At 53.8% G+C, this 22,376-nt stretch carries 15 protein-coding genes; 8 read left to right on the top strand and 7 right to left on the bottom strand.

Annotated features, from left to right (window positions below; genetic code table 11):
* Positions 1–91 precede the first annotated feature (91 nt).
* From DYY88_RS04270 to DYY88_RS04250, 5 genes are all read left to right on the top strand, one after another.
* Positions 92–1,039 carry an ABC transporter permease gene (locus DYY88_RS04270; protein ID WP_039725694.1) on the top strand — a complete coding sequence of 316 codons (948 nt, stop codon included), beginning with the start codon at positions 92–94 and terminating at the stop codon, positions 1,037–1,039.
* 645 nt (positions 1,040–1,684) lie between these two features.
* The gene (locus tag DYY88_RS04265; protein ID WP_039725693.1) at positions 1,685–2,053 is read left to right on the top strand and encodes a response regulator transcription factor; all 369 of its coding nucleotides are present in this window, start codon (positions 1,685–1,687) and stop codon (positions 2,051–2,053) included.
* A gap of 21 nt (positions 2,054–2,074) precedes the next feature.
* The gene (locus DYY88_RS04260) at positions 2,075–2,608 is read left to right on the top strand and encodes a CheW domain-containing protein (protein ID WP_039725692.1); all 534 of its coding nucleotides are present in this window, start codon (positions 2,075–2,077) and stop codon (positions 2,606–2,608) included.
* A 40-nt stretch (positions 2,609–2,648) separates the two neighbouring features.
* Complete coding sequence (locus tag DYY88_RS04255; protein WP_039725691.1) at positions 2,649–5,468, top strand: methyl-accepting chemotaxis protein; 2,820 nt, start codon at positions 2,649–2,651, stop codon at positions 5,466–5,468.
* Between the two features lie 211 nt (positions 5,469–5,679).
* Positions 5,680–11,070: a response regulator gene (locus DYY88_RS04250; RefSeq protein ID WP_039725690.1), complete on the top strand. Its 5,391-nt coding sequence runs from the start codon at positions 5,680–5,682 to the stop codon at positions 11,068–11,070.
* A gap of 87 nt (positions 11,071–11,157) precedes the next feature.
* On the opposite strand, the gene prfC is transcribed toward DYY88_RS04250, so the two are convergent.
* Both prfC and DYY88_RS04240 read right to left on the bottom strand, forming a co-directional pair.
* Entirely contained in the window at positions 11,158–12,792 is a 1,635-nt protein-coding gene (gene prfC / locus DYY88_RS04245) for a peptide chain release factor 3 (RefSeq protein ID WP_039725689.1), read from the bottom strand.
* A gap of 244 nt (positions 12,793–13,036) precedes the next feature.
* Positions 13,037–13,513, bottom strand: coding sequence for an Hsp20/alpha crystallin family protein (locus tag DYY88_RS04240; RefSeq protein WP_039725688.1), 477 nt, complete (start codon positions 13,511–13,513; stop codon positions 13,037–13,039).
* A gap of 392 nt (positions 13,514–13,905) precedes the next feature.
* Between DYY88_RS04240 and DYY88_RS04235 the strand changes: the two genes are divergently transcribed.
* The 3 genes from DYY88_RS04235 to DYY88_RS04225 all read left to right on the top strand — a co-directional run bounded on the left by DYY88_RS04235 (position 13,906) and on the right by DYY88_RS04225 (position 17,717).
* Positions 13,906–15,333 (top strand): folate/biopterin family MFS transporter, encoded by a 1,428-nt coding sequence (locus tag DYY88_RS04235; protein WP_039725687.1) that lies wholly within the window; start codon positions 13,906–13,908, stop codon positions 15,331–15,333.
* A gap of 128 nt (positions 15,334–15,461) precedes the next feature.
* Positions 15,462–16,967, top strand: coding sequence for a carotenoid oxygenase family protein (locus tag DYY88_RS04230; RefSeq protein WP_039725685.1), 1,506 nt, complete (start codon positions 15,462–15,464; stop codon positions 16,965–16,967).
* An 81-nt stretch (positions 16,968–17,048) separates the two neighbouring features.
* Positions 17,049–17,717 (top strand): glutathione S-transferase family protein, encoded by a 669-nt coding sequence (locus tag DYY88_RS04225; RefSeq protein WP_201278945.1) that lies wholly within the window; start codon positions 17,049–17,051, stop codon positions 17,715–17,717.
* A 56-nt stretch (positions 17,718–17,773) separates the two neighbouring features.
* Here the strand turns inward: DYY88_RS04225 and DYY88_RS04220 are convergent, their stop codons facing one another.
* From DYY88_RS04220 to DYY88_RS04205, 5 genes are read right to left on the bottom strand one after another with little or no spacing between them, the layout of a single operon-like run.
* A complete protein-coding gene (locus DYY88_RS04220; RefSeq protein ID WP_044151049.1) occupies positions 17,774–18,004 on the bottom strand; it encodes a DUF433 domain-containing protein in 231 nt (76 codons plus the stop codon).
* Positions 17,991–18,161, bottom strand: coding sequence for a hypothetical protein (locus DYY88_RS23975; RefSeq protein ID WP_165390097.1), 171 nt, complete (start codon positions 18,159–18,161; stop codon positions 17,991–17,993). The genes DYY88_RS04220 and DYY88_RS23975 overlap by 14 nt, the downstream gene beginning before the upstream one ends.
* A 36-nt stretch (positions 18,162–18,197) precedes the next feature.
* Positions 18,198–18,473 (bottom strand): ParE family toxin-like protein, encoded by a 276-nt coding sequence (locus tag DYY88_RS04215; RefSeq protein ID WP_044151047.1) that lies wholly within the window; start codon positions 18,471–18,473, stop codon positions 18,198–18,200.
* Positions 18,473–18,724 carry a hypothetical protein gene (locus tag DYY88_RS04210; RefSeq protein ID WP_242517569.1) on the bottom strand — a complete coding sequence of 84 codons (252 nt, stop codon included), beginning with the start codon at positions 18,722–18,724 and terminating at the stop codon, positions 18,473–18,475. The genes DYY88_RS04215 and DYY88_RS04210 overlap by 1 nt, the downstream gene beginning before the upstream one ends.
* Complete coding sequence (locus DYY88_RS04205; protein ID WP_130199318.1) at positions 18,717–22,265, bottom strand: HEAT repeat domain-containing protein; 3,549 nt, start codon at positions 22,263–22,265, stop codon at positions 18,717–18,719. The genes DYY88_RS04210 and DYY88_RS04205 overlap by 8 nt, the downstream gene beginning before the upstream one ends.
* Positions 22,266–22,376 lie beyond the last annotated feature (111 nt).

Here is a 22,376-nt window from a genome sequence, read left to right as displayed (position 1 = left end):
AACGTCCACTGCCTACCCCTGTTGACATCTTATTGGCGGCAAAACATCGATTTGCACTGTAGCGATATCTCCCCATTTTTGAGGACACACCATGGCAACTGAAGCACTCGGCTGGTGGGGCGTACCCCTGGGCATATTGGCGGGCACCCTGCGCGGCAGCGCCCCCTTTCTCTTCGTAAGCTTGGGAGAATGCCTGACCGAAAAGAGCGGCAAAATCAACCTCGGTCTCGAAGGCACCCTGCTGATGGGGGCGATGAGTGCCTACGGGGTTTCCTATTTGACGCAAGGGGCTGTGGGCGAATTTTGGGCCCCGTGGCTGGGAGTGTTAGCTGCTGGCGTGGCGGGAATGTTTCTCGGTTCCATTCACGGTTGGCTCGCGCAGCAGCCGCGCGTCAATGATGTCGCCGTCGGCATTGCCATGATTATCTTCGGCAGCGGCTTGGCCTTCTTTTTGGGTAAACCGTTTATTCAACCTCAAGCTCCTCAGCTGTTTACGTTCCAGCTAGGCGCATGGAGTAGTAATCCGGCTGTACAGTCAGCATTAAAGGTCAGTCCCTTATTTTTGATCGGGGTGGCGATCGCGCCCCTCATGCAGTGGTTCTTTCGTGCCACCCGCTGGGGCCTCTACATTCGCGCCGTTGGTGATAGTCCTGAAGCGGCCCGCGCCATGGGCATTTCCATCTTTAAAGTGCGATTTCTCAGCATCGTGGCGGGCAGCTTTCTCGCGGGCATTGGCGGAGCCTGCCTCTCGCTCTACTATCCAGGGGTATGGACTGAACGGATTTCGAGCGGTCAGGGCCTCATGGCTGTCGCGTTAGTGATCTTTGCGCGGTGGAATCCCATTCAATGCCTGTGGGCCTCGTTACTGTTTGGCGGGGCGCAAGCAATTGGGCCGGCTTTTCAGTCAGTGGGGGTTAACGCTTACTACTACTTATTCAACGCTGCGCCCTACATATTGACGCTACTCATCATGATTGTCACCTGCTCACCAAAACGTACTTTGGTCGGAGCCCCTGGTGCCCTTGGCAAAGACGATTGAGTTGGGCTCAACAGTTCCCGCAGGTGCTGCTTATTTGGGGACCAACAGATTCTGGGGTGAGTGGTCAGTAAGTGGGGATGGTTGAGCAATTTTTGCAATATGCCTGAGGATCTGTTGTCCTTTGGTGCTGGCTTGTCTTTAATTAAGTCGCAACCTGAGCTCAGCCAAACTGCTATGGCGACATGACACTTGCCACTACTTACCCCCGTCCTGTATTGACCAGCGGGTAAGCCGCTATATTCCTTTGGGCGCAATCACTTTGGTTCCATAGGATGCACCTGTGCTGTGAGTACGACAGCACAGGTGCCACTAGCACATCATCAATGTGGCCAATCTTTTCGTTGGTTTTCCTCGAGATTCGTTAACATTATTCGCATCTGCGCGTCTAGTGCCAAGATTTGGCTGTCTCGAGCACCATTACTCAGGGCTGAAACCGCAGACACCATGGGCATCGGCATCGCAATTACCTAGGGTCCCTGCGAAGTTAACCATTTACACCTAAAAAGCGAGAATTTTAAAGTTTACGGGTACCTTAAAAAAATACAGGGCGATGCTTATGCGAATGAGCGATCGCATCCCCAGCATCAACACGTTCCACCGTGAAAAATTGCATCAGGGAAGCTAATTTGCGAGTCATTGAATATTATGAGCATGGTTTTAGTGGTGGAGGACAGCATTCCCCAACGGGAAATGATCACCGAATTGCTTAAAGGCAATGGCTTAACCGTTGCTGCAGCAACGGATGGCGTCGAAGCTTTGGAGCAAATTCAGGCTGGAGAACATCCTGACCTTGTGGTACTGGATATCGTGATGCCTCGGATGAATGGTTATGAAGTTTGTCGTCGCCTGAAGTCTGATCCCATCACTCAGCATGTGCCGGTCATTCTGTGTTCTTCAAAAGGGGAAGAATTTGACCGCTATTGGGGGATGAAGCAAGGCGCTGACGCCTACATTGCTAAGCCGTTTCAACCCATGGAACTACTGGGCACCGTAAAACAACTGCTACGTGGATGACGTTCAGGGCTGGAGGAAAGGATGGTCGGCAATCCCGATTTTTTAACCGGTACAGGGCAGGAGCAAGGGCCCGAGTTGCAAGAACTCGAATCGCCCGAAGGTGAACTATATCTCCGCTTCTTTATTACCGCTGGCGATGAATTTGCCTTGCCGGCAACTGGTATTCGTCGCATTATTGAGCATCCCCCCGATCGCATCACGGCGGTGCCTAACGTATCGCCGCTCTTACTCGGCACCTTAAACGAGCAGGGACGGGTAATTTGGGTGGCTGACTTAGGGCAGTTTTTGGGCTATCCCACCCAGATGAACACCGACCGACCGGAGATTCCGGTCATTGCGATTGAAGAACAAGGAACTATGCTAGGCTTAGCCGTTAATCAGATTGTTGGGACGGATTGGATGGATCTTGATTCACTGAATCTTTCTCAAAACACCCCTGACACAATGGCACCCTTTCTAAAGGGGGAATGGGTCATCGAACACGACTCTTCGAAGCAGGTAGTTCGGTTACTAGACCATATCGCTGTTTTGAGATCAGCTCGCTGGGCTGCCTAACAGTTGTATTTAGATTGCTTAAACGGCAGGAGATTAGGAAATGGCATCGAGCACTGATTACACCCAAGCATATCAGAAAGCTGAGCGAGCCTACATGCAGGGTAGCTATGAAGATGCTGCCGGAATCATAGATCAGCTTGCTGCCGATTATCCTTCGGACCCGAGTGTGCTACTGCTGCGGGGACACATCTACTGCTACGGGCTGCATCGTTACAGTGAAGCGCGTGAGCAGTATCAGGCGGTGTTAGATGTGACCTCTGATCCAGAATTTGTCGATTTTGCCCACAACGGCCTGGCCTATGCTGAAGAGCAGTCTGCCGTTGATGCCTTTGACAACGTTGATGTTGATGGCTTGGTTGATGGTAATGCGACGTTGGCCGATATGTCCGACTCGCATGCGGCCCATGCTGACGATACAGCGGGTGAAGCCGGATTCTTTGACGAGGCGGAAGATGATCTGACGGAATTTAACCTCGACGCTGCTGATGTCGATCTTGACCTGTCGGGTGACCTCACCCCAGATTCCCCCTTTGATAGTCCGTTCGCGGTTGATGAGGCTGATCATTCTGGGGGCGATGATTCGGAGGTTGCCGGTGATACTCCCGATCCGTTTACATTTAACCCCGACGATGGCGCCGCAGTCGATGCTGCAGCGGCAGATAGTCCCTTCAGTATGAATGATGACAATCCCTTCGGGGCTGACATCGATTTAGCCGAGATGGAGATCCCAGATTCTGACATTGCGGGGGATGATCCGTTTTCCGATTTTGAGAATCTTGAAACCGCAGAAACTGATCCCGAACCATTGAGTCCACAGCCGGAAGTGACGTTTGAGTCAGCTCCAACGCAGATGGAAGAGATGCTGGATGAGGCTGACGACTACGCGATGGATTTACCGATGGTGGACGACGCCGTAGGCATGCTGGATCAGCAAGATGATCAGACCCTCTTTATGGCAGAGCCTGCTGACGATGATGATATCGGGGGGGCTCAAGACGATGCCTTTGCCGTTGATGAAGAGGCGGCTTACTGGTCAGACGATGCTGGCTCTACGGGAGAAACTTACGCCGATGTTGGCTACGGTGACAATGGCGCGGCGATCGCAAACGACAGCGCGAGTGGGGGCCAAAGTAATGTTGACTTCCTCGACGATTTTGATGAATTTGACGATCTCGGCAGCATTCCCGACTTTGAACTGACGGATAGTTCTGCTGGCTTTACCAGTCCTATGGCCGGCAGTTCTGGCGTTGACCTCTCAGATGAATCCGTCGAGTCAGATAGCTTTGGGGCTTCTGATTTCGCTTTGGATGAAGACACCTCCTCCACTATCGATAATGAGGAAATCTTCAGCATTTCCGGCGTGGCGGATCAATTACCCGCATTTGCCCAAGTAGACGATGATTCACAGCCCGTTCAAGTTGAACAAGGCAACCTCGCACTGCTGGAAAACGCCTCTATCGGCACCAAACAAATTATTGTGGCCGGGGCGGCGGGGCTCGCTTCCTTTATTACCGCTGGGGTGGTGTATTTTGTTGGCTCCAGTGTGATGTCACAGCAACGGGTGCAGCCGGTGCCCGCGGCAGCGATGTCTTTAGCTGCTGGACTGGCTGGCTTCGGGACGGCCGCAGGAGTTGGTCAGTTGGCTAACCGTCGCACTAAGCAAGGTTTAGAGGATTTGCAGGCCCAGTTTGCTGCCGTTTCACAAGGTAACTTAAATGCTCGGGCAACCGTCTATGCGGAAGACGATGTCGGCCAACTTGCTTCTGACTTTAACCAAATGGCGCGGGTGATCTTGACCACCACCAGCGAAGCCCAGCGCAAAGCTCAAGAGCAAGAGCAGGCGAAGGAAGACCTACAACGGCAGGTGATTCGTCTATTAGACGATGTGGAAGGTGCGGCCCGAGGCGACTTAACCGTGAAGGCGGAGGTTACCGCTGACGTGTTGGGAGCCGTAGCCGACTCCTTCAACCTCACCATTCAAAACCTGCAAGAGATTGTGCAGCAGGTAAGTGCGGCGGCGCGTCAGGTGAGTGCGGCTTCCGCTGAAAATGAGACGTTTGCCCGCAGTCTATCGGCAGATGCGTTACGGCAGGCTGAAGAGTTAGCGGTCACACTCAATTCTGTGCAGGTGATGACGGACTCGATTCAGCGGGTGGCAGAGAGCGCCCGGGAAGCAGAAGAGGTGGCCCGATCTGCATCGGCAACCGCCCTACGCGGCGGCGAGTCGGTGGAACGGACGGTGGCCGGTATTCTCGAGATTCGGGAAACGGTGGCTGAAACGACCCGCAAGGTGAAGCGTTTGGCCGAATCTTCCCAAGAGATTTCGAAGATTGTGGCGTTGATTTCGCAGATTGCCTCCCGAACGAACTTACTCGCCTTGAACGCCAGTATTGAGGCGGCTCGGGCGGGAGAAGCGGGCCGGGGCTTTGCCATTGTGGCTGACGAGGTGCGACAACTGGCCGACCGGGCTGCCAAAGCATCGAAAGAAATCGAACAAATCGTCTTGCAGATTCAAAGTGAGACGAGCGGGGTAATGACGGCGATGGAAGAAGGGACCCAACAGGTTATTGAGGGTACTAAGTTGGCGGAACAAGCGAAGCGATCGCTGGAAGACATTATTCAGGTGTCGAATCGGATTGACGTCTTGGTACGCTCCATTACTGCTGATACCGTTGAACAGACGGAAACGTCTCGGACGGTAGCCCAGGTGATGCAGTCCGTTGAATTGACGGCGCAGGAGACCTCCCAAGAATCACAAAGAGTGTCGGGTTCGCTGCAAAACCTGGTGGGTGTTGCACGTGATCTTCTGACTTCGGTGGAACGATTTAAGGTCGATGATGGGGAGAATACTAAAGCCTAAGGGGGGAAAGGCGATCGCTCCTCGATGGGGCAACACGTAGAGCAATGTAACGGGCTGTAAAGTCTCTTGCTTTCTACCCATTAAGATGTCTGAACAAGGGAAAGTTATGAGCCCAACAGCCCACATGCCACTGCCGGGGAAGCACTATCGAGGCATCACAGCACCGATGCCAGGGCACTACATACGAGCACGAGGGGGGAAATAGTCCGCCATGATGCCTGAACAGCAGCAGCGAATCCTGGGATATTTCATCGAAGAAGCCAAGGATCATCTCAATACGATTGAGCAAGGTCTCCTCAATCTGCAGAGCACGATTCAAGACCCAGAAATGGTGACAGAAGTGTTTCGGGCAGCTCACTCCGTAAAAGGTGGGGCGGCCATGTTGAGTTTAGGCAGCATTCAAGCCACCTCTCATCGGCTTGAAGACTACTTCAAACTGCTGAAAGAAGCCCCCACGACCCAGATCGATCGTGATCTGGAAACCATGTTTTTGCAGGTGTTTGACGGTCTGCAAGCGCTGCTCGAAGAGCTACAAGGCCCTTTCGGACTCACTGAAGAAAAAGCTCAAGAAGTGATGGCCGACATTGAGCCCGTCTTTGACGATTTGGAAAGTCATCTGAATGAGTTAATTGCGGCGGCCCCGGCGGCAGCTCCAGCGGCGGCGGCGACTGCTCCAGCGCCCGCCCAGGCCACCCGCACCGTTGCTAGCAGCAGTGAAGATAGTGCACTCAAGCTAGTCTTTAGCAGCGATGTACCTGGTCACTTGCGGGAAATGTTGACGCTCTTTAAGCAAGTCGATACCGAAGCAAGTCGCTCGGCCTTACAAGCCTGCTGTGACGCCCTCAAACGAGTCGGCGAACAGTTTGATCTCAGTCTGTGGTGTGATTTGACGACCGCTGCCCGACATGCTGTGGGTAACTCAGACCAAACATATCGGTCGCTAGCTCCCGTCATCATCAAAGAGTTGAAGCGCGCCCAAGAGCAAGTGCTGTCTGGTCAAGCCAACGCGATCGTTGTATCTGCCGAGTTAGAGTCGCTGATGCCGCTCCTCGTGGAGACTGAGGACGTGGTGGGTGACATTGATTCGCTGCTGGATGATGCCCTATCAACCACTGAAGAACCGGATTTGGCCGATTTGTTTGCGACTGAAACCGAGTCGGCAACAGGGGCCGAAGCTGATTTGGATTGGTTGGATTTTTCAGAAGATGCGGCGGATACTGCGGCATCTAGCAGTGATGATGATTTGGCTGACTCCCTCTCGGCGTTGACCAATGATGATAGTCAAGCCGAGTTGCCTCGTGAACCGACGGTGGGAACGGCGGAATTGAACAGTTTGGCCGATCTCTTCGAAGGAGAAGTGTCTGAGCTGGATTCCCCATGGGAAGAGATTTCTGAAAGTGAGGCGGCTGTCGCCGATACCCCGAGCCCAGATATTGAGCTAGATAGTGATTTCTCAGATCTATTAGATGGTTCTCTGGGAGAAGATGATGACGCTGACAGCAGCGGCGATCTGGCTGATCTCTTCGGCGATAACAGTAACTTTGGCGATGCTGAAGTCGCGGTCTCGTCGGAAGCTGATGATGACCTCGATGATTTGTTAAATCTTGGGGAGGAACCCAGCGATGCCGAGGCCGTAGCCACTGAGACTGATGACAGCGGCTTAGACTCGTTACTGGATGGCTTAGAAGCTACTACTGAAGACGGCTCTAACGATCTGGGGGACGATTTAGATTTGGGCCTGGATGAGTCTTCTTCGGAGGAGCTCGAGTTTGCGGCATCACCAGCTGACGTCGGGACTGATATCGACGATTTTGATGATTTGTTTGGCGGTGAGACGACCGTTTCTGAAACCGTTGACGAAGTTTCAGAAGCATCGCTTGAGTTTGACGCTGGCGATCACGATGCGGCCCTAGAGTCTGCTGCAGCTTCAGACACGGCGCCGTCTACAGAGATCGATGATTTTGGCGCGATCGCCGATCCATGGTCCACAGGGAGCGACGACTCTACCAGCGATGACACTGAGCTGGCATTAGGTGCTTTGGATGATTGGTCAGATGAGACTGCGCCGGCCTCAGCCAGCTCAGACTCAGCCAGCTCAGATCTAGATTTCAGCGACTTTCCTGAAATCGATGAAACCGACGCTGCAACTCAGGAAGACGAGGCTGACGATTTTGACGATTTGTTTGGGACGGCTGCAGCCAGTGATGCATCCTCGGTAACCGATGCTGCGGCTGGGGCAGATGCCACGACGCCTGCAGCAGATTCTGATCTCAGTAGCCTGTTTGCTGGTGATGCACCCACAGACGACACCGATTTAGATTTTCTTGACGAGACTGCATCTGACACGTCAAGTTTGGTAGGCGATGAAAATTTCCTATTTGACGAAGAGACTGGCAGTGCTGCTGGTAGTGACGAAACCGACTTAGATGACCTGCTAGATGAGGCGACGATTCCCTCTGAGGCGGCAACAACTTTGCCGGACGTCAGTGATGCGGCATCGGATGACTTTGACTTAACCTTCGCTGATGATAGTGATGAGGCGTTGGCTTTAGAGAACGATACTGCGGCGATCGAAGCCGAAGGTGGCGACTCAGCTACGCCTGACGACAGCGATGACTTGTTTGGTGAAGATACCAGCGCTGATGATAGTGATGACTTATTTGGCACTGCCGACGTTGAGTTAATGGATACTGGCGTTGCTTCTAGCGGTGATGATACTGACGACTTTTTTGGCAGCGATGACGTTAGTTCCTCGGACGCAGAGGTCACGGTTGCCGCTCCCAGCGATGATATTGATGATTTTTTCAGCACGGATGAGTCAGCGGTCGAGGTGGCGTCTACCAACACAGAAGATGCAACCGTAGGCATTGGCACCGACCTGGCTGGAGCAGTCAGTGACGCTGATGATGCCTCTGATGCGTCTGCCCCACTGCTAGATTTCGATACTGATAGTGGATCGGATGACGTTGATCTTGAGCTCGCACCCGAATCTGATAGTCAAGAGACTGCTGCGATCGATGACAGTGATTTTGACGACTTGGGCTTGGCAGAATCTGGTCTCGAAGATTCGGAGCTGGAAGACTTAGGCGCAGAGGTAGAAGCTAGCGATCTATTCGACGAGTCAGGGGATAGTGCGGTTGACAATGACCTGGGAGAGTTGGATCTGGATTTAGATGCCAGTGAAGATGCGGCGGATGGGTCGCTAGGTCTGGATGATCTCAATCTCGACGGTGACGACGAGAGCGGATTTGATGACCTCGACGCGATGCTGGCTGACGATGACGCCGACGAGGCAACTGAGTCTCTGGCGCTGGATGAGCTAGCAGTGTCCAGCGATGACGAATTTGGCGATTTAGATGCCCTGCTGGACGATGACGCAGCAGCGCCTGTGCCCACGGCAGCGGCTGAGCTCGACGTCGATTTTGATGAGTTGGATGCGCTCATTGGTGATACTGATGCCCCAGCTACGGTGGCGATTACAGACGATGGCGGTGAACCGGCTAGCGATGAATTTGGGGATCTGGAAAAACTTCTAGAAGAGGCCGATCAAACTCTAGGGGGTGGCTCTACGAGTATGCGATCGCCCGGCCCAGGCCGATCGACCCGACGAGTGGGTGGCATCGTTGACCAGACGATGCGAGTTTCGGTTAAACACCTGGATAATCTCAATAACCTTGTCGGCGAACTGGTCGTTAACCGCAACTCGCTGGAACAAGACCAAGATCGCTTCCGCCAGTTCCTCGACAATCTGCTCTTCCAAGTGCAGCAATTGAATGATGTGGGGCAGCGGATGCGCGACCTATACGAGCGATCGCTGCTCGAAAGCTCACTCTTAGCGAGTCGTCAGGCTTTTCATGCCGGTGGCAGTGTGTTTTCGACCACGACTAATGGCAGCAATGGTGACAGCCACGCCACAGGTGCAAGCTTCGATGCCCTGGAGATGGACCGCTTCACCGGCTTCCATACCCTGACTCAAGAGATGATTGAGCTCATCGTGCGAGTGCGAGAGTCGTCGTCTGATATTGCCTACACGGTGGAATCGACCGATCAGATTGCCCGTCAATTCCGGCAGGTGACGACGCAACTGCAAGAGGGCTTGAACAAGGCTCGCATGGTGCCGTTTGCTCAAACTGCCGATCGCTTGCCCAGAGCCGTTCGCGACATTTCGATTAAATGCGGCAAAGAAGCGCGGCTGGTGGTTGAAGGCCGAGAAACCCTCATCGATAAGATGCTGCTGGAGCGGCTTTATGATCCCATGACCCACTTGGTCAACAATGCCATTACCCACGGCATCGAGCCACCAGAAGAGCGGGCTGCACTGGGCAAACCCCGAGAAGGCAAAATTTCGGTGCGCGCCTTTTATCAAGGTAATCAAACGGTCATCTACATCGAAGACGATGGCGCAGGTATTAATCCCGATGTGCTGAAACGTAAGGCGATTCAAAAAGGGTTAATCACCCAGGCAGAAGCCGATCGCATGAATAAGCTAGAGACCTACGAGCTCATTTTCCATCACGGCTTTACCACCCGCGATCAGGCTGATGACTTTGCGGGGCGAGGGGTTGGCATGGATGTGGTGCGATCGGCCCTGTCGGAGATTCGTGGTTCGATCAATATCGATTCAGAATTAGGCAAAGGCACTAGCTTCACGATTCGTCTACCGCTTACGCTGAGTATTTCCAAGGCGTTGAGCTGTCTGAATAACCAGGCTCGCATCGCTTTCCCGATGGACGGGGTCGAGGACATGTTTGATGTGCCTCGTGAGCGAGTGCAAACGAATGAAGAAGGTCAGTCATTTATCCAGTGGCGCGACATGTCGCTGACCTTCCAACCCCTATCAGATCTGTTGCAGTTCAACCGATCGCTGGGCCGGGGCCGGGTGTATGGCGGCAGCCAAGATGACGACATGGTCTCCATCGTGGTGCTGCGGAACGCCAATACCTACATCGGCATCCAGGTCGATCGCGTCCTGGGCGAGCAAGAGATTGTAATTAAGCAAATCGAAGGCCCTGTACCCAAGCCGATGGGCATTGCCGGGGCGACGGTGCTCGGGGATGGTCGCGTCATGCCGATTGGTGACGTATTAGAACTGATTGACATTGCTCAGGGACGGGTACGACGAGAAGCTGGCTCTTCTATTTGGGCACAAGTCGAATTGCCGCCGGAAGAGGATGCAGCTCCGGTCAAGGCCGAACCGACGGTTCTCATTGTGGACGACTCGATTACGGTACGCGAGTTGTTGTCGATGAGTTTCAACAAGGTGGGCTACCGGGTCGAGCAAGCGCGCGACGGTCAGGAAGCCTGGGAGAAAATGCGATCGGGCTTGCCCTGCGACTTGGTCTTCTGCGATATTGAAATGCCGCGCATGGATGGCCTCGAACTGCTATCCAGAATGCAGAAAGACAGCATGTTGAAAAACATTCCCATCGCCATGCTGACCTCGCGTGGTGCGGATCGTCACCGTCAGATGGCTGTGGATTTAGGGGCTAGTGGCTACTTCACCAAGCCTTATCTGGAAGAAGCGCTGTTAGAAGCGGCGCAAAAGATGTTGCAAGGCGAAGTGTTGATCGGTGCTGGGGCTGGAGCAGAAGAAGCCGAATAATCGGTCAGACACAGATACTGAAAAGCCGTACAGGATGGAGCCTGTACGGCTTTGTGCTGCTGACATCGATTTTGCAAAGCCCACAGATTACAGATCCTCGACTTGCTGACCGGAGACCACAGGGGCGGTTTTGCGCAACTTCAGGCCTGGATGATCGCCCTCCACTTGCCCCACATTCCACTCATTGCGGAATAAGAGCACCGGACGCCCCCAGCTATCTTTGACCGTTGTGGTGTTGAAGAGACGACCGGCTTTGTCCAACGCTTCCCAACCCCCTTCGACCCAGCGAGCCACGCTGTAGGGCAGCGGTTCCAACCGGGTTTCAACGTTGTACTCGTTTTGCAGACGGAACTGCACCACTTCGAACTGGAGTTGCCCGACTGCTGCCAGAATGGGGTCGCGCTTCGATTCGTCGGCAGAGAACATGATTTGGACTGCGCCTTCTTCCCGCAGCTCGGTCACGCCTTTGTGGAATTGCTTGAACTTTGAGGGATTGGGATTTTTGAGATAGGCAAATAGTTCGGGCGAGAAGCAAGGAATACCTTCGTATTCCAGCTTTTGGCCTTGATAAATGGTGTCGCCGATCGCAAACACCCCGGGATTATTCAGGCCGATGACATCGCCGGGATAAGCCTCTTCCAGGGATTCGCGACCTTGTGCAAACAACTTTTGGGGGTGAGAGAGGCGCACGTTTTTGCCCGATCGCGCATGGTTGACCACCATGTCTTTCTCAAACTTGCCGGAGCAGACGCGAATAAACGCCACGCGATCGCGATGTTTCGGGTCCATATTGGCCTGTAGCTTAAACACAAAGCCGGAGAAATCCTCCGCAGTGGGCTCGATCTCTCCTTGCGTACTGTTGCGCGGCGCGGGCTTCAGCGCGTAGTCCAAAAAAGCGTCGAGGAAAAGCTGCACGCCAAAGTTAGTCATGGCGCTCCCAAAAAAGACCGGGGAGAGCTGCCCGGCGTGAATCGCCGCCAAATCCAACTCAGCTCCTAGCTCTTCGATCATTTCGAGCTCTTCTTTGAACTGATAATAGAGGTCTTGATCGACTAAATCTTCGATACGCGGATCGCCTAAGTCCAAAACGGTTTTGCCGGCGGCCTTACTACCGTGAGCCGTTCGTTCAAAGAGATGGAACTGGCGCTTGCGGCGATCAAAGACACCACGAAACTGTTCGCCCATGCCGATGGGCCAGTTCACGGCGTAGGTCGCGAGGCCCAATTCCTGCTCAATTTCGTCGAGTAATTCCAGCGGTTCACGTGCCGGGCGATCCATCTTGTTGAAGAAGGTGAAGATGGGCAGCGATCGCATCCGACACACTTCAAACAGCTTGCGGGTCTGCGGTTCCAAGCCTTTAGCGGCATCTTCCAGCATGACCGCATTGTCCGCCGCCGCCAGCGTCCGGTAGGTGTCTTCACTAAAGTCTTGGTGGCCCGGTGTATCCAGCAGATTGATGCGCACGTCGCGGTAGTCAAACTGCAACACCGTCGAGGTAATCGAAATGCCGCGCTGTTGCTCCATCTCCATCCAGTCAGAGGTGGCGTGGCGCTGGGCTCGCCGCGCTTTGACGGCCCCGGCTTCGTGGATGGCACCTCCATACAGCAACAGCTTTTCAGTCAGGGTCGTTTTACCCGCGTCAGGGTGAGAGATGATCGCAAAATTGCGGCGCTTTTCTACCTCTTCGGCCAAAACTGTTTCAGAAACGGTCGATGTTGCCATAAATGCCTATGAACAGGAGATGTCGAAAATTTCAGTCTGCTTTTATCTTAAATCAAGCGTCTGGACTTGACCAAACAGGTGGCTGTATTGGGGCGATCGCCGATGTTGGTGACGAGTGCAATGGTCGTCAATCCCTCAGGTAGCCAGCTTCTAAAATGACTAATTTAAGAAAAAAGGGGCAGCGATCGCTGCCCCCAACACCATGACTTACTAACTTGCTCACTTGTCGAACTAAGCGGCCCAATTAAGCATCCGCTTCGGGCAACTCTTGAGGGTTTTCTGCGGTTTGACCCTTCAGGCTGACTTTCACAACTTTGTTGCGAACTTCTTCCACTTTAGGCAGGGTTAGGGTTAGGAAACCATGCTCAAAGTTGGCCGATACAGCATCATTTTGAATGGCTTCTGGCAGATTCACAACGCGACGGAAATTGCCGTAGTGAATGTCGTCGTGGAGTACGCGATCGCCTTCTGGGACCTCCGGCTGTTGACGCTCACCGCTAATCACAATGCTTTCACGAGTGGCCTGAATGTCAATGCTGTCAGGGATAATGCCTGATAGCTGAACGGTCAAAACGTACTGATCTTCGTTTTCCACCAAACGAATGGCAGGCGTCCATGCCGCGGGTGAGTCCATGGCGTTGCTGACTTCATTGAAAACGCTGTCGAGTTGACGGCGGAGAGTTTCAACTTCTTGGAAAGGATGCCAGTAACGAACAATCATGAATTGCCTCCTAAAACTTTTGCGAGAGTGTTTTTTGCTTGCGTTCTATGACTCTTATGATGCGCCTTTGTTTTAGGAACCAACAGTGACAAGAACCCCACTCCGATGGCGAATTTTTACACCGAACTCACCGTACCGAATTAGCCGTAAATGAGCGCCTGCCGTTGACTGAATGAGCCTCAATGTCTAGGGTGGTGCCCCGTTTACAGCCAGGCTTTCTGGAGGTTGTTGACATCGTTGTATGGTCACAAGGGGAGACTGCCGCCGCAATGCGACAACATCGCCGCTGCTTGTTGGAGACGAAGTGTTTATCATGGAGAGGGTTAATAAAACGCAATAATTGGTGAAAGCAGATAGCGGTCGCGTGATCTGCGATCGCTATCAAGATTTATATGACCGACTCTTCCATTCAAAAGAGCAGCTGGCAGCAGTTTGTGGAAAAACGCATTCTGTTTGGTCAGGAGGCTTCGTTAGAACTCACCGCGATTTTGCTGGTGTACTTTGTGCAAGGCATTTTGGGCCTGGCGCGGTTGGCGGTGAGCTTCTTTCTGAAAGACGATTTGGGGCTGACCCCTGCCGAAGTGGCGGCCTTGACGGGGATCGCTGCTGCGCCCTGGACGATTAAGCCGCTGTTGGGCTTTATGTCTGATGGATTCCCGATTTTGGGGTATCGGCGGCGGCCTTATCTCATCCTGTCGGGACTGCTGGGAGCCGCGTCTTGGTTGGCGATGGCGACGGTGGTGAATACGGCTTGGGTGGCGATCGCCGCCATTACTCTCAGTTCTCTCTCCGTGGCAGTTGGCGATGTGATTGTCGATTCCCTTGTGGTAGAGCGAGCGCGGCGAGAGTCGCAGAGCGATGCAGGAACGCTGCAATCGCTGGCCTGGGGCTCGTCGGCTTTGGGCGGCATCATCACGGCCTATCTCGGTGGTCTGCTGCTGGAATATGTGGGCACGCGATCGGTCTTTGGCGTCACGGCGACGTTTCCGCTGGTCGTTTCTCTCGTGGCCTGGTGGATTGCCGAAGATCCGGTCACCGAAACCTCGACTTGGCAAGTGATTGGCGGACAAATTAAACAGCTCAAAGGCGCGGTGAGCCAAAAGGTGATTTGGATGCCCGCGCTGTTCCTGTTTCTCTGGCAAGCGACGCCGACGGCGGACTCTGCCTTCTTCTTTTTCACCACCAATGATTTGGGGTTTGAGCCCGAATTTTTGGGGCGGGTGCGCCTCGTGACGAGTATCGCCGCCTTATTGGGCGTCTGGATCTTTCAGCGCTTTCTGAAGGCGGTGCCTTTCCGCACAATTTTTGCCTGGTCCACGGTGTTGTCAACGCTGCTGGGCTTCACGATGTTGCTGCTGGTGACCCACACCAATCGGGCTCTGGGCATCGGCGACGAATGGTTTAGCCTGGGCGACAGCTTGATTTTGACTGTCATGGGCGAAATTTCGTTTATGCCCGTCCTGGTTTTATCCGCCCGCATCTGTCCGCCTGGGGTAGAGGCGACCCTGTTTGCCCTGCTCATGTCAATCGTGAATTTGGCGGGGCTGCTCTCCCATGAGTTTGGCGCGATTTTGACTCATTGGCTGGGCGTCACCGAAACCAATTTTGACAATTTGTGGCTGCTGGTGACGTTGACTAACTTGTCGACGTTGCTGCCGCTGCCGCTACTGTTTTTGTTGCCCACCACGTCGGCTCAGGGAGAAGGGACGATCGCTTCCAGCGCTTCCCTCAAAGCTAGCCAATCCGAGCAGTTCATGCCCGATGTCGATATCAGTGCACCCGTGCCTCTGCCGCTGGGGGCCGTGGAGTCAGAAACATGACGTGAGCGATTCCCCAAGCCGTATCATCAAGGTCTTGCGTCGAGGGTGCGATCGCGGCTGCAACCCAGCGCAAAACGCACTCTGCCCACTTTTGATTTCCTTGCTATCCATCGATCTTTTCAACACTTATGCAAACGCTGCCTTCGCCTCAAAATACTGAAGTTAATGCTGCCCCGTCCTTTGATATGGATGACTGGCGCAGCGGCTATCGATCACAGCCCGAAGAATTTGCCTACTGGATTGACGACATTGAGGGCACGATTCCCGCTGAGCTGGAAGGCACCCTGTTTCGCAACGGACCGGGACTGCTCGACATCCACGGTCATCGTCTCAAGCATCCCTTTGATGGCGACGGCATGATCAGCAGCATTGCCTTCAAAGAGGGGCGGGCCTACTATCGCAACCGCTTTGTGCGTACTGAGGGCTATGTCGCGGAGCAGGCCGCAGGTAAACCCCTGTACCGGGGCGTATTTGGTACCCAAAAGCCCGGCGGCTGGTGGGCCAATCTGTTTGATCTTAAGCTGAAAAATATCGCCAACACCCACGTCATTTACTGGGGCGGCAAGCTCCTGGCCCTGTGGGAAGCGGCTGAACCGCACCGCCTCGATCCCGCGACTTTAGCCACGCTGGGGCTAGATAACTTAGACGGCTTGCTGGAACCGGGCGATGCGTTTGCCGCCCATCCCAAGATTGATCCGGGCCATCCTGAGCAAGGCCAGGAACCGCGCTTGGTGAATTTTTCGATTAAAACCGGGCTGTCGAGTACGATTCGCATCCATGAGTTTGCGCCGTCGGGCGATCGCGTCAAATCCTACCAGCGCAGCATTCCTGGCTTTGCCTTCATGCACGACTGCATGATCACGCCGAACTACGTCATCTTTTTCCAAAATCCGGTGAGTTTCAATCCCTTTCCGTTCATCTTGGGGTTCAAAGGCGCGGGAGAATGTGTCGAGTTTAATCCCCAAGCGAAAACCAACATCATCTTGATTCCCCGTCATGGTGATGGGCCGCTAAAATCCATCGAAGCTCCGGCGGGCTTTGTCTTTCACCATGCCAATGCGTTTGAGCAGGATGGTCAGGTGTTTGTCGACTCGATTGTTTATCAGGACTTTCCATCGTTGGATGAGGGCATGACCTTCAAAGATGTGGATTTTTCCCACGTGCCGGAAGGTCAGCTTTGGCGTTTTGCGTTGGATCTGGAGGCCGAAACGAGTAAGGCGACCTGTTTAATTGATCGCGGTTGTGAATTTCCTGCCCTGCACCCCGCTCATGTGGGCCAAACTTACCGTTATTTATATATCGGTGCGGTGCACAGTTCCCAGGGCAATGCTCCATTACAGGCGCTGCTGAAGCGCGATTTGGTCACTGGGGATGAACAATTGTGGAGTGAAGCGCCACGCGGCTTTATGGGGGAGCCGGTATTTGTGCCTCGTCCCCAGAGCCAAGCGGAAGATGATGGTTGGCTGCTGGTGTTGACGTATAATGCGGCGCGACGCTGCTCTGATGTACTCATTCTGGATGCGCGGGACATCACTTCTGGCCCGATCGCTCGTTTGAAGCTCCAGCACCATGTGCCCTATGGTTTGCATGGTAGTTTTGTCTCCGAATATTTCGGCCCAGCGGCTGCGGCTTGATAGGAACCCAGAGAGGCGCTAGGCTGTCAAAAATCCGACCCGTGTCGGCGAGTTGACAACTTAGTTGAGAAGGCCACTGCGGTGTCTCTGAAGCTGATTATCGGCAACAAAAACTATTCTTCATGGTCATTGCGGGCCTGGCTCTTTTTGCGGCAGAGCGGGGTGGAATTTGAAGAGATTAAGTTAGCGCTGTTTACTGAGCAGTGGCAGACTGAGATCAATCGCTATACCCCGGCTGGCAAGGTGCCGGTGTTACTGGATGGTGACATTGCGATCTGGGATTCGCTCGCCATTATGGAGTATGTGCGGGAAAACTTTGCCGATACGGTGGGCTGGCCGAGCGATCGCGCCGCGCGCGCCCACGCTCGCTCCATTGCAACGGAAATGCACTCGGGCTTCATGGCCATTCGGGAAGAACTGCCGCAAAATTTGCGGGTGTGTCAGCAGCGATCGCTCGACGACTTTTCGAGCACGGCTCAACGAGAGATCGCGCGGGTTGAGCGGCTCTGGCAAGACGGCTTTGAACGTTATGGTGGCCCCTGGCTATGCGGTGAGTTTTCGATCTCGGATGTCATGTATGTGCCGGTGGCGTTGCGGTTTGTGACCTACGGCATTCAGCTTGAGCCCACGGCCCAGCAGTTCGTCACCCGCACCCAAGCACTAGAGTCGGTAAAAGCCTGGTGCCGCGATGCCGCCCACGAAGCCGAAACCTTACCCTTTATCGACGCAGCAGCCCGACCCTATTCGTAGCTCACAAGCTCATTCCGCATCGTCTCGCCGCTGATGTCGACATTGGGCTTCACCTTTCATGTGGAGACCAGAGGCACTTCAATCTCATCAACTCGCCAAGCGGCGTAGGTGAGGGCTTCATAAATATCCTCAATTTCTAGATAGGGATACGCTTTGAGCACGTCGTCGGTGGAACGCCCACTGGCTAAAAGCCCCACGACAGCGCCAACTGTGACTCGCAGCCCTCGGATACAAGGCTTGCCGCCCATGACTCCAGGATTGAGCGTGATGCGATTAAGGGATTTCATGAGCAAATACAGACTCCTGCTTCTTTAGATTTGCATTTTGAATTTTGAATTGCTCCAGTTGCTCCGTCGCCCAATCTCTAAACTGCTCATCGTTGTCGTTTTGGGCTCTGTCGCGCAGCAGTTCCAGGGTTTTGGGATGGTCAGGATATTGCTGCATGAATACGTTGAACAATATAGCTGGAGAAAACGAGCATTACTTTGTCTTGAGAATGCGATCGTATTCAGCATGAGAGCCAATCCAGAACCAGACAATCTTATTCTCTTGTGGTTTCATGACGCCTAAAGCTCGCCAGCCAATACCAACTCGAACTGACCAGATATTTAGCTTGTTGTTGACCTTTTTGAACTCCAGACTGGGATGAGAAGGATTTTCTCGCCAAAGCTGATAGTTCTTCCTGGCAGTTGCTTTGACCCGGTTGGGCAGTTTAGAAAACAGCTTGCGAAAATCTTGAGTTCTCGACGACTTCATTACACTTCGCCAAAGCCTTTTTCTTCCGTTTTGCCTGCGTCGTCTTCGACCAGAGCGGCTTGAGCCATTGCGGCAAAACTGCCTATGTCGGTATCTGAGTCAGAAAAGGTTGCTTGCCACTTAAGTTCATTCTCAATGTCGTCTAGCAGTTGCTGAGCAATCTCATCCTGAAGCTCGCTTGGCAATCTTGAGGCTTCTCTAAATGCTTGTTCCAATAAGGTTGTCATCATTCTCTCCGTTTTTTTAAACAATAAACTCACTCACAGGGCTTCCAGAATTTTGCATTTTTAATTGCTCCAGTTGCTTCGTCGCCCATTCTCTGAGCTGCTCGTCGCTGTCGTTGTGGGCTCTGTCGCGCAGCAGTTCCAGGGTTTTGGGGTGGTCGGGATATTGCTGCACCAGCACGTTGAGAGCAGTTTGACGAGGGTTCCCTTGCCAGTCATACTCTCTTTCAAAGGGATCGTTGAGCGTGCGATCGCACCAAAACTCAAACAAAGTCGGGTCGTCTTTGAAGCCTTGGGCTAACTCCTGCACCGCCGCCATCCGGACATCGTAATGATCGTCCGTTTGGGCGCGGGTTTTGAGGATCGGTAAGGTCTCGGGGTCGTCTTTGAAGCCTTTGGCTAACTCCTGCACCGCCGCCATCCGCACAGCGTTATCCTCATCACTTTGGGCACGGGTTTTGAGAATGGGCAAGGTATCGGGGTCGTCTTTCCACCCCTGCGCTAATGCCTGCACCGCCGCCATCCGCACAGCGTAATTGTCATCACTTTGGGCACGGGTTTTGAGAATGGGCAAGGTATCGGGGTCGTCTTTCCACCCCTGGGCTAACTCCTGCACCGCCGCCATCCGGACATCGTAATGATCGTCCGTTTGGGCGCGGGTTTTGAGGATCGGTAAGGTCTCGGGGTCGTCTTTGAAGCCTTTGGCTAACTCCTGCACCGCCGCTCTCCGCAAAGCGTAATTGTCATCACTTTGGGCACGGGTTTTGAGAATGGGTAAGGTATCGGGGTCGTCTTTCCACCCCTTGGCTAACGCCTGCACCGCCGCCATCCGCACAGCGTAATGCTCATCACTTTGGGCACGGGTTTTGAGAATGGGCAAGGTATCGGGGTCGTCTTTCCACCCCTTGGCTAACGCCTGCACCGCCGCACTCCGCACAGCGTAATGCTCATCACTTTGGGCACAGGTTTTGAGCCAGGGCAATGTATTGGGGTCGTCTTTCCACCCTTGGGCTAATGCCTGCACGGCTGCGCTGCGCACATCCTCGTCATCGTCGCTTTCGACTATTACCCCTAACCTTGTCTTCAAGTTTCGACTTTTATCTAACAATGGCACCAAGCTTTCGATAGCTTCATCTCGCACATTCCAATCTAAGTCGTGAAGAAGATTCTTCTCAAGCCAGCTTTGGATGCTAACCTCTGTGTGCCAAATTTTTGCAACTGCTTGTATTGACGCCCTACGGACATCCCAATTATCGTCCCAACCATCTGATACAGACAAAGATTTTAGCCACTGCAAGGTATTTGCATCAGTCCAAGTATGTGCGATCACCTCAACTGCCTTTGTCCTAACACCATAGGTACCCTCAACAGACAACAAAGCTCTCAAAGAATCAAGAAGAAGCTTATTTATATTCTCGAGCGCGTTAGGCTTCCTAATCTCTGTCAAGCATTCTGCGGCTAGGAAAAGATATTTATAATCTTCGCTACGGTCATCTCTGTCTAGAAGAAACTGAATTATTTCTTCTGCAAACGTTACATTTAACATTCCGGCAATGAGCCGCAGCACTTCCTGCCAACTTTCCTCCTGCCAATGTGCTCCAAAGGTCTGATCACGTAGTTCTTCAAACGTAATCGTTTGAGTTTCCTTAAACTCCCAGACAAAGGCCCAGGCGGCAAAAAACTCCAAAAATGTACGGTGAACGAAGGCGTAATTGTCGGCTCCCAGATAGCACAGGATAAAGTTGCGGGTTCGCAGCTGCTGAATCATCCGTCGCGCCACATCTCGCGGCTGCTCCACATCGATGGATTTCAAGTAGTCCGTCAAAATCGCTTCCAGGTCTTGGGCGCTGATAATGTTGCCTGCCAGCCCCGCTTCCCCCGACTGCATGTGAAACGCCACCTTTCGCAGCATCGCCTGCTTATCCCGATAGTCGATCGTCACCGGGTCGAGCTTTTGCTCAATCAAATTCCGCTCCACATCCCACTGGTGCAGCAGCACCCGTGATGCCTGGTTATACAGTTCCGGTCGATCACGCGGTAATTCCTGGTGGCGGTTCAAAATTGCCATCATCGTCAGCAGCAGCGGATTCCCCGCTAGCTCCCGAATCGCCTTCGATTCGCGAATCGCCTTGTGTAGCCGCTCCTGCTTGCGGACCTTGTCTGCCCCGTCGGCAAAGGTCTGGTCGTGCCACCGCTCAATAAATTCCGCAATCTGATCATCCGTCAGGTCTTGCAGCATGTAGTGCTGAAACCCCGCATCCCTTAGGGTCTGCGCCTTATACCCTAGCCACCGTGAGGTCACCACTACCTGCACCTGGGGGTAGTTGTTGGTAAAGCGGTGAATATCCGTCACCACCACATCCCGCAGGTTGGGGTCAAACACTTCATCAATGCCGTCAAACAGGGCCACCGCATTGCCTGCCGTCAGCACCTCATGGAGTCGCTGCTGGTTTAGCCGACAGGCAATATCCCCCTGGTGCAGATACTCCACCATGCTGCTGCACTTTTTGTCGTTGCGATCGCGCGCATACTTCCGCAGCTCAATCAGCAGCGGCAGCGGTCGCTGGGCCAGTTCCTTCAAGTCGCGAATGGGCTGCTCGGCCCACTGTAGGGCCACATACTGCAACAGGGTCGATTTCCCCGACCCCGGATCCTCCAGCACCACGGCATAGTCCGCCACCGGACGGCTCCGCTGCCCCACGCCTTCTGTGCGTCCCACCACCTCCAGCACATTCTGGATCGGCTGCTCCACATAGGTCTTGCGGTATTCTTCAATCTGCGCGGCCTCCAGCGCTTCCGCATCCAGTTCTCCCCGCTGCTGGAGTTCCTGCAGCTTCTCCTTGGGGATTTCGTACACCTTGGGGTTAAATTCCTGGCAGGTGCGCACATCCTGGGGAATGAACATGCGCCACAGCTTCAGGTCGTTGTAGGCATAGCCCGTGGTATCCAGCGACTCCAGCTTCAGGTTGCCGTACTGCTCCCGCAGGGTTTCCTGATACTTCCGCAAATCAAAATCCGGCGGAATGCCCACCAGTTCCTCAATGCCCTGGCGCATCGCCTCCTGATTGTGCAGCTTCAACAAGTCCCGCAGCGCATCGTCACTGCGCAAAATGCCTTTCACGGCTCGCACATACTGCTTGCCAATCTGCGACCAGTCAAACTCTTCTGGCAGGGGGCGCAGCTCCAACGCTTGCCACCGTAGCGCCAGCACCTCCGCATCAATGGCGCGACAATCCGGCTCAAAGGCGCGGCCCAACGTCGCCTTCACGTCCTGATCCTGCATAAATTGGCGCAGCGGCAGCTCGTAAAAATCGCGAATCTCCGCCCCGGTGCAGCCTTGAAACGCCAGTTCTTCCTCCACGAGTTCCACAAACGCCTTCAGAGCCTTGGCCAGCGCTTTTTGCACGGGTTCCTGTTGGGCTAACCCGGCAGCGTCAGCGATACAGCTCTTGAAGAAGTCTTTTGCGTAATCTTCCAAACTGCCTTGTAACAATGGCAGCAATACGTCTTTCGTTACGTAGCTCCCGGCTTCTCGCAATCCGATCGCAGCCAGAATGTCTAGAACCATAGTGTGCCAGAGTATAGAGCGCAGTTGCTCCTACTATATCCGCTGGCTAAGAGGGGCCGATGGAGCAGAGTGCACCACAACCTCTCCTCTTCTTGAAAAGCAGCACCTCTC

The organism is Leptolyngbya iicbica LK (genome assembly GCF_004212215.1).
Taxonomy (GTDB): Bacteria; Cyanobacteriota; Cyanobacteriia; order Phormidesmidales; family Phormidesmidaceae; genus Halomicronema; species Halomicronema iicbica.
This window is presented reverse-complemented; position numbering and strand designations above follow the sequence as displayed.

What these genes read in the sequence shown, in the direction of transcription:
- DYY88_RS04270 (WP_039725694.1), top strand. Translation starts at nt 92, where the DNA reads ATGGCAACTGAAGCACTCGGCTGGTGGGGCGTACCCCTGGGCATATTG.
- DYY88_RS04265 (WP_039725693.1), top strand. Translation starts at nt 1,685, where the DNA reads ATGAGCATGGTTTTAGTGGTGGAGGACAGCATTCCCCAACGGGAAATG.
- DYY88_RS04260 (WP_039725692.1), top strand. Translation starts at nt 2,075, where the DNA reads ATGGTCGGCAATCCCGATTTTTTAACCGGTACAGGGCAGGAGCAAGGG.
- DYY88_RS04255 (WP_039725691.1), top strand. Translation starts at nt 2,649, where the DNA reads ATGGCATCGAGCACTGATTACACCCAAGCATATCAGAAAGCTGAGCGA.
- DYY88_RS04250 (WP_039725690.1), top strand. Translation starts at nt 5,680, where the DNA reads ATGATGCCTGAACAGCAGCAGCGAATCCTGGGATATTTCATCGAAGAA.
- prfC (WP_039725689.1), bottom strand. Translation starts at nt 12,792, where the DNA reads ATGGCAACATCGACCGTTTCTGAAACAGTTTTGGCCGAAGAGGTAGAA.
- DYY88_RS04240 (WP_039725688.1), bottom strand. Translation starts at nt 13,513, where the DNA reads ATGATTGTTCGTTACTGGCATCCTTTCCAAGAAGTTGAAACTCTCCGC.
- DYY88_RS04235 (WP_039725687.1), top strand. Translation starts at nt 13,906, where the DNA reads ATGACCGACTCTTCCATTCAAAAGAGCAGCTGGCAGCAGTTTGTGGAA.
- DYY88_RS04230 (WP_039725685.1), top strand. Translation starts at nt 15,462, where the DNA reads ATGCAAACGCTGCCTTCGCCTCAAAATACTGAAGTTAATGCTGCCCCG.
- DYY88_RS04220 (WP_044151049.1), bottom strand. Translation starts at nt 18,004, where the DNA reads ATGAAATCCCTTAATCGCATCACGCTCAATCCTGGAGTCATGGGCGGC.
- DYY88_RS23975 (WP_165390097.1), bottom strand. Translation starts at nt 18,161, where the DNA reads ATGCAGCAATATCCTGACCATCCCAAAACCCTGGAACTGCTGCGCGAC.
- DYY88_RS04215 (WP_044151047.1), bottom strand. Translation starts at nt 18,473, where the DNA reads ATGAAGTCGTCGAGAACTCAAGATTTTCGCAAGCTGTTTTCTAAACTG.
- DYY88_RS04205 (WP_130199318.1), bottom strand. Translation starts at nt 22,265, where the DNA reads ATGGTTCTAGACATTCTGGCTGCGATCGGATTGCGAGAAGCCGGGAGC.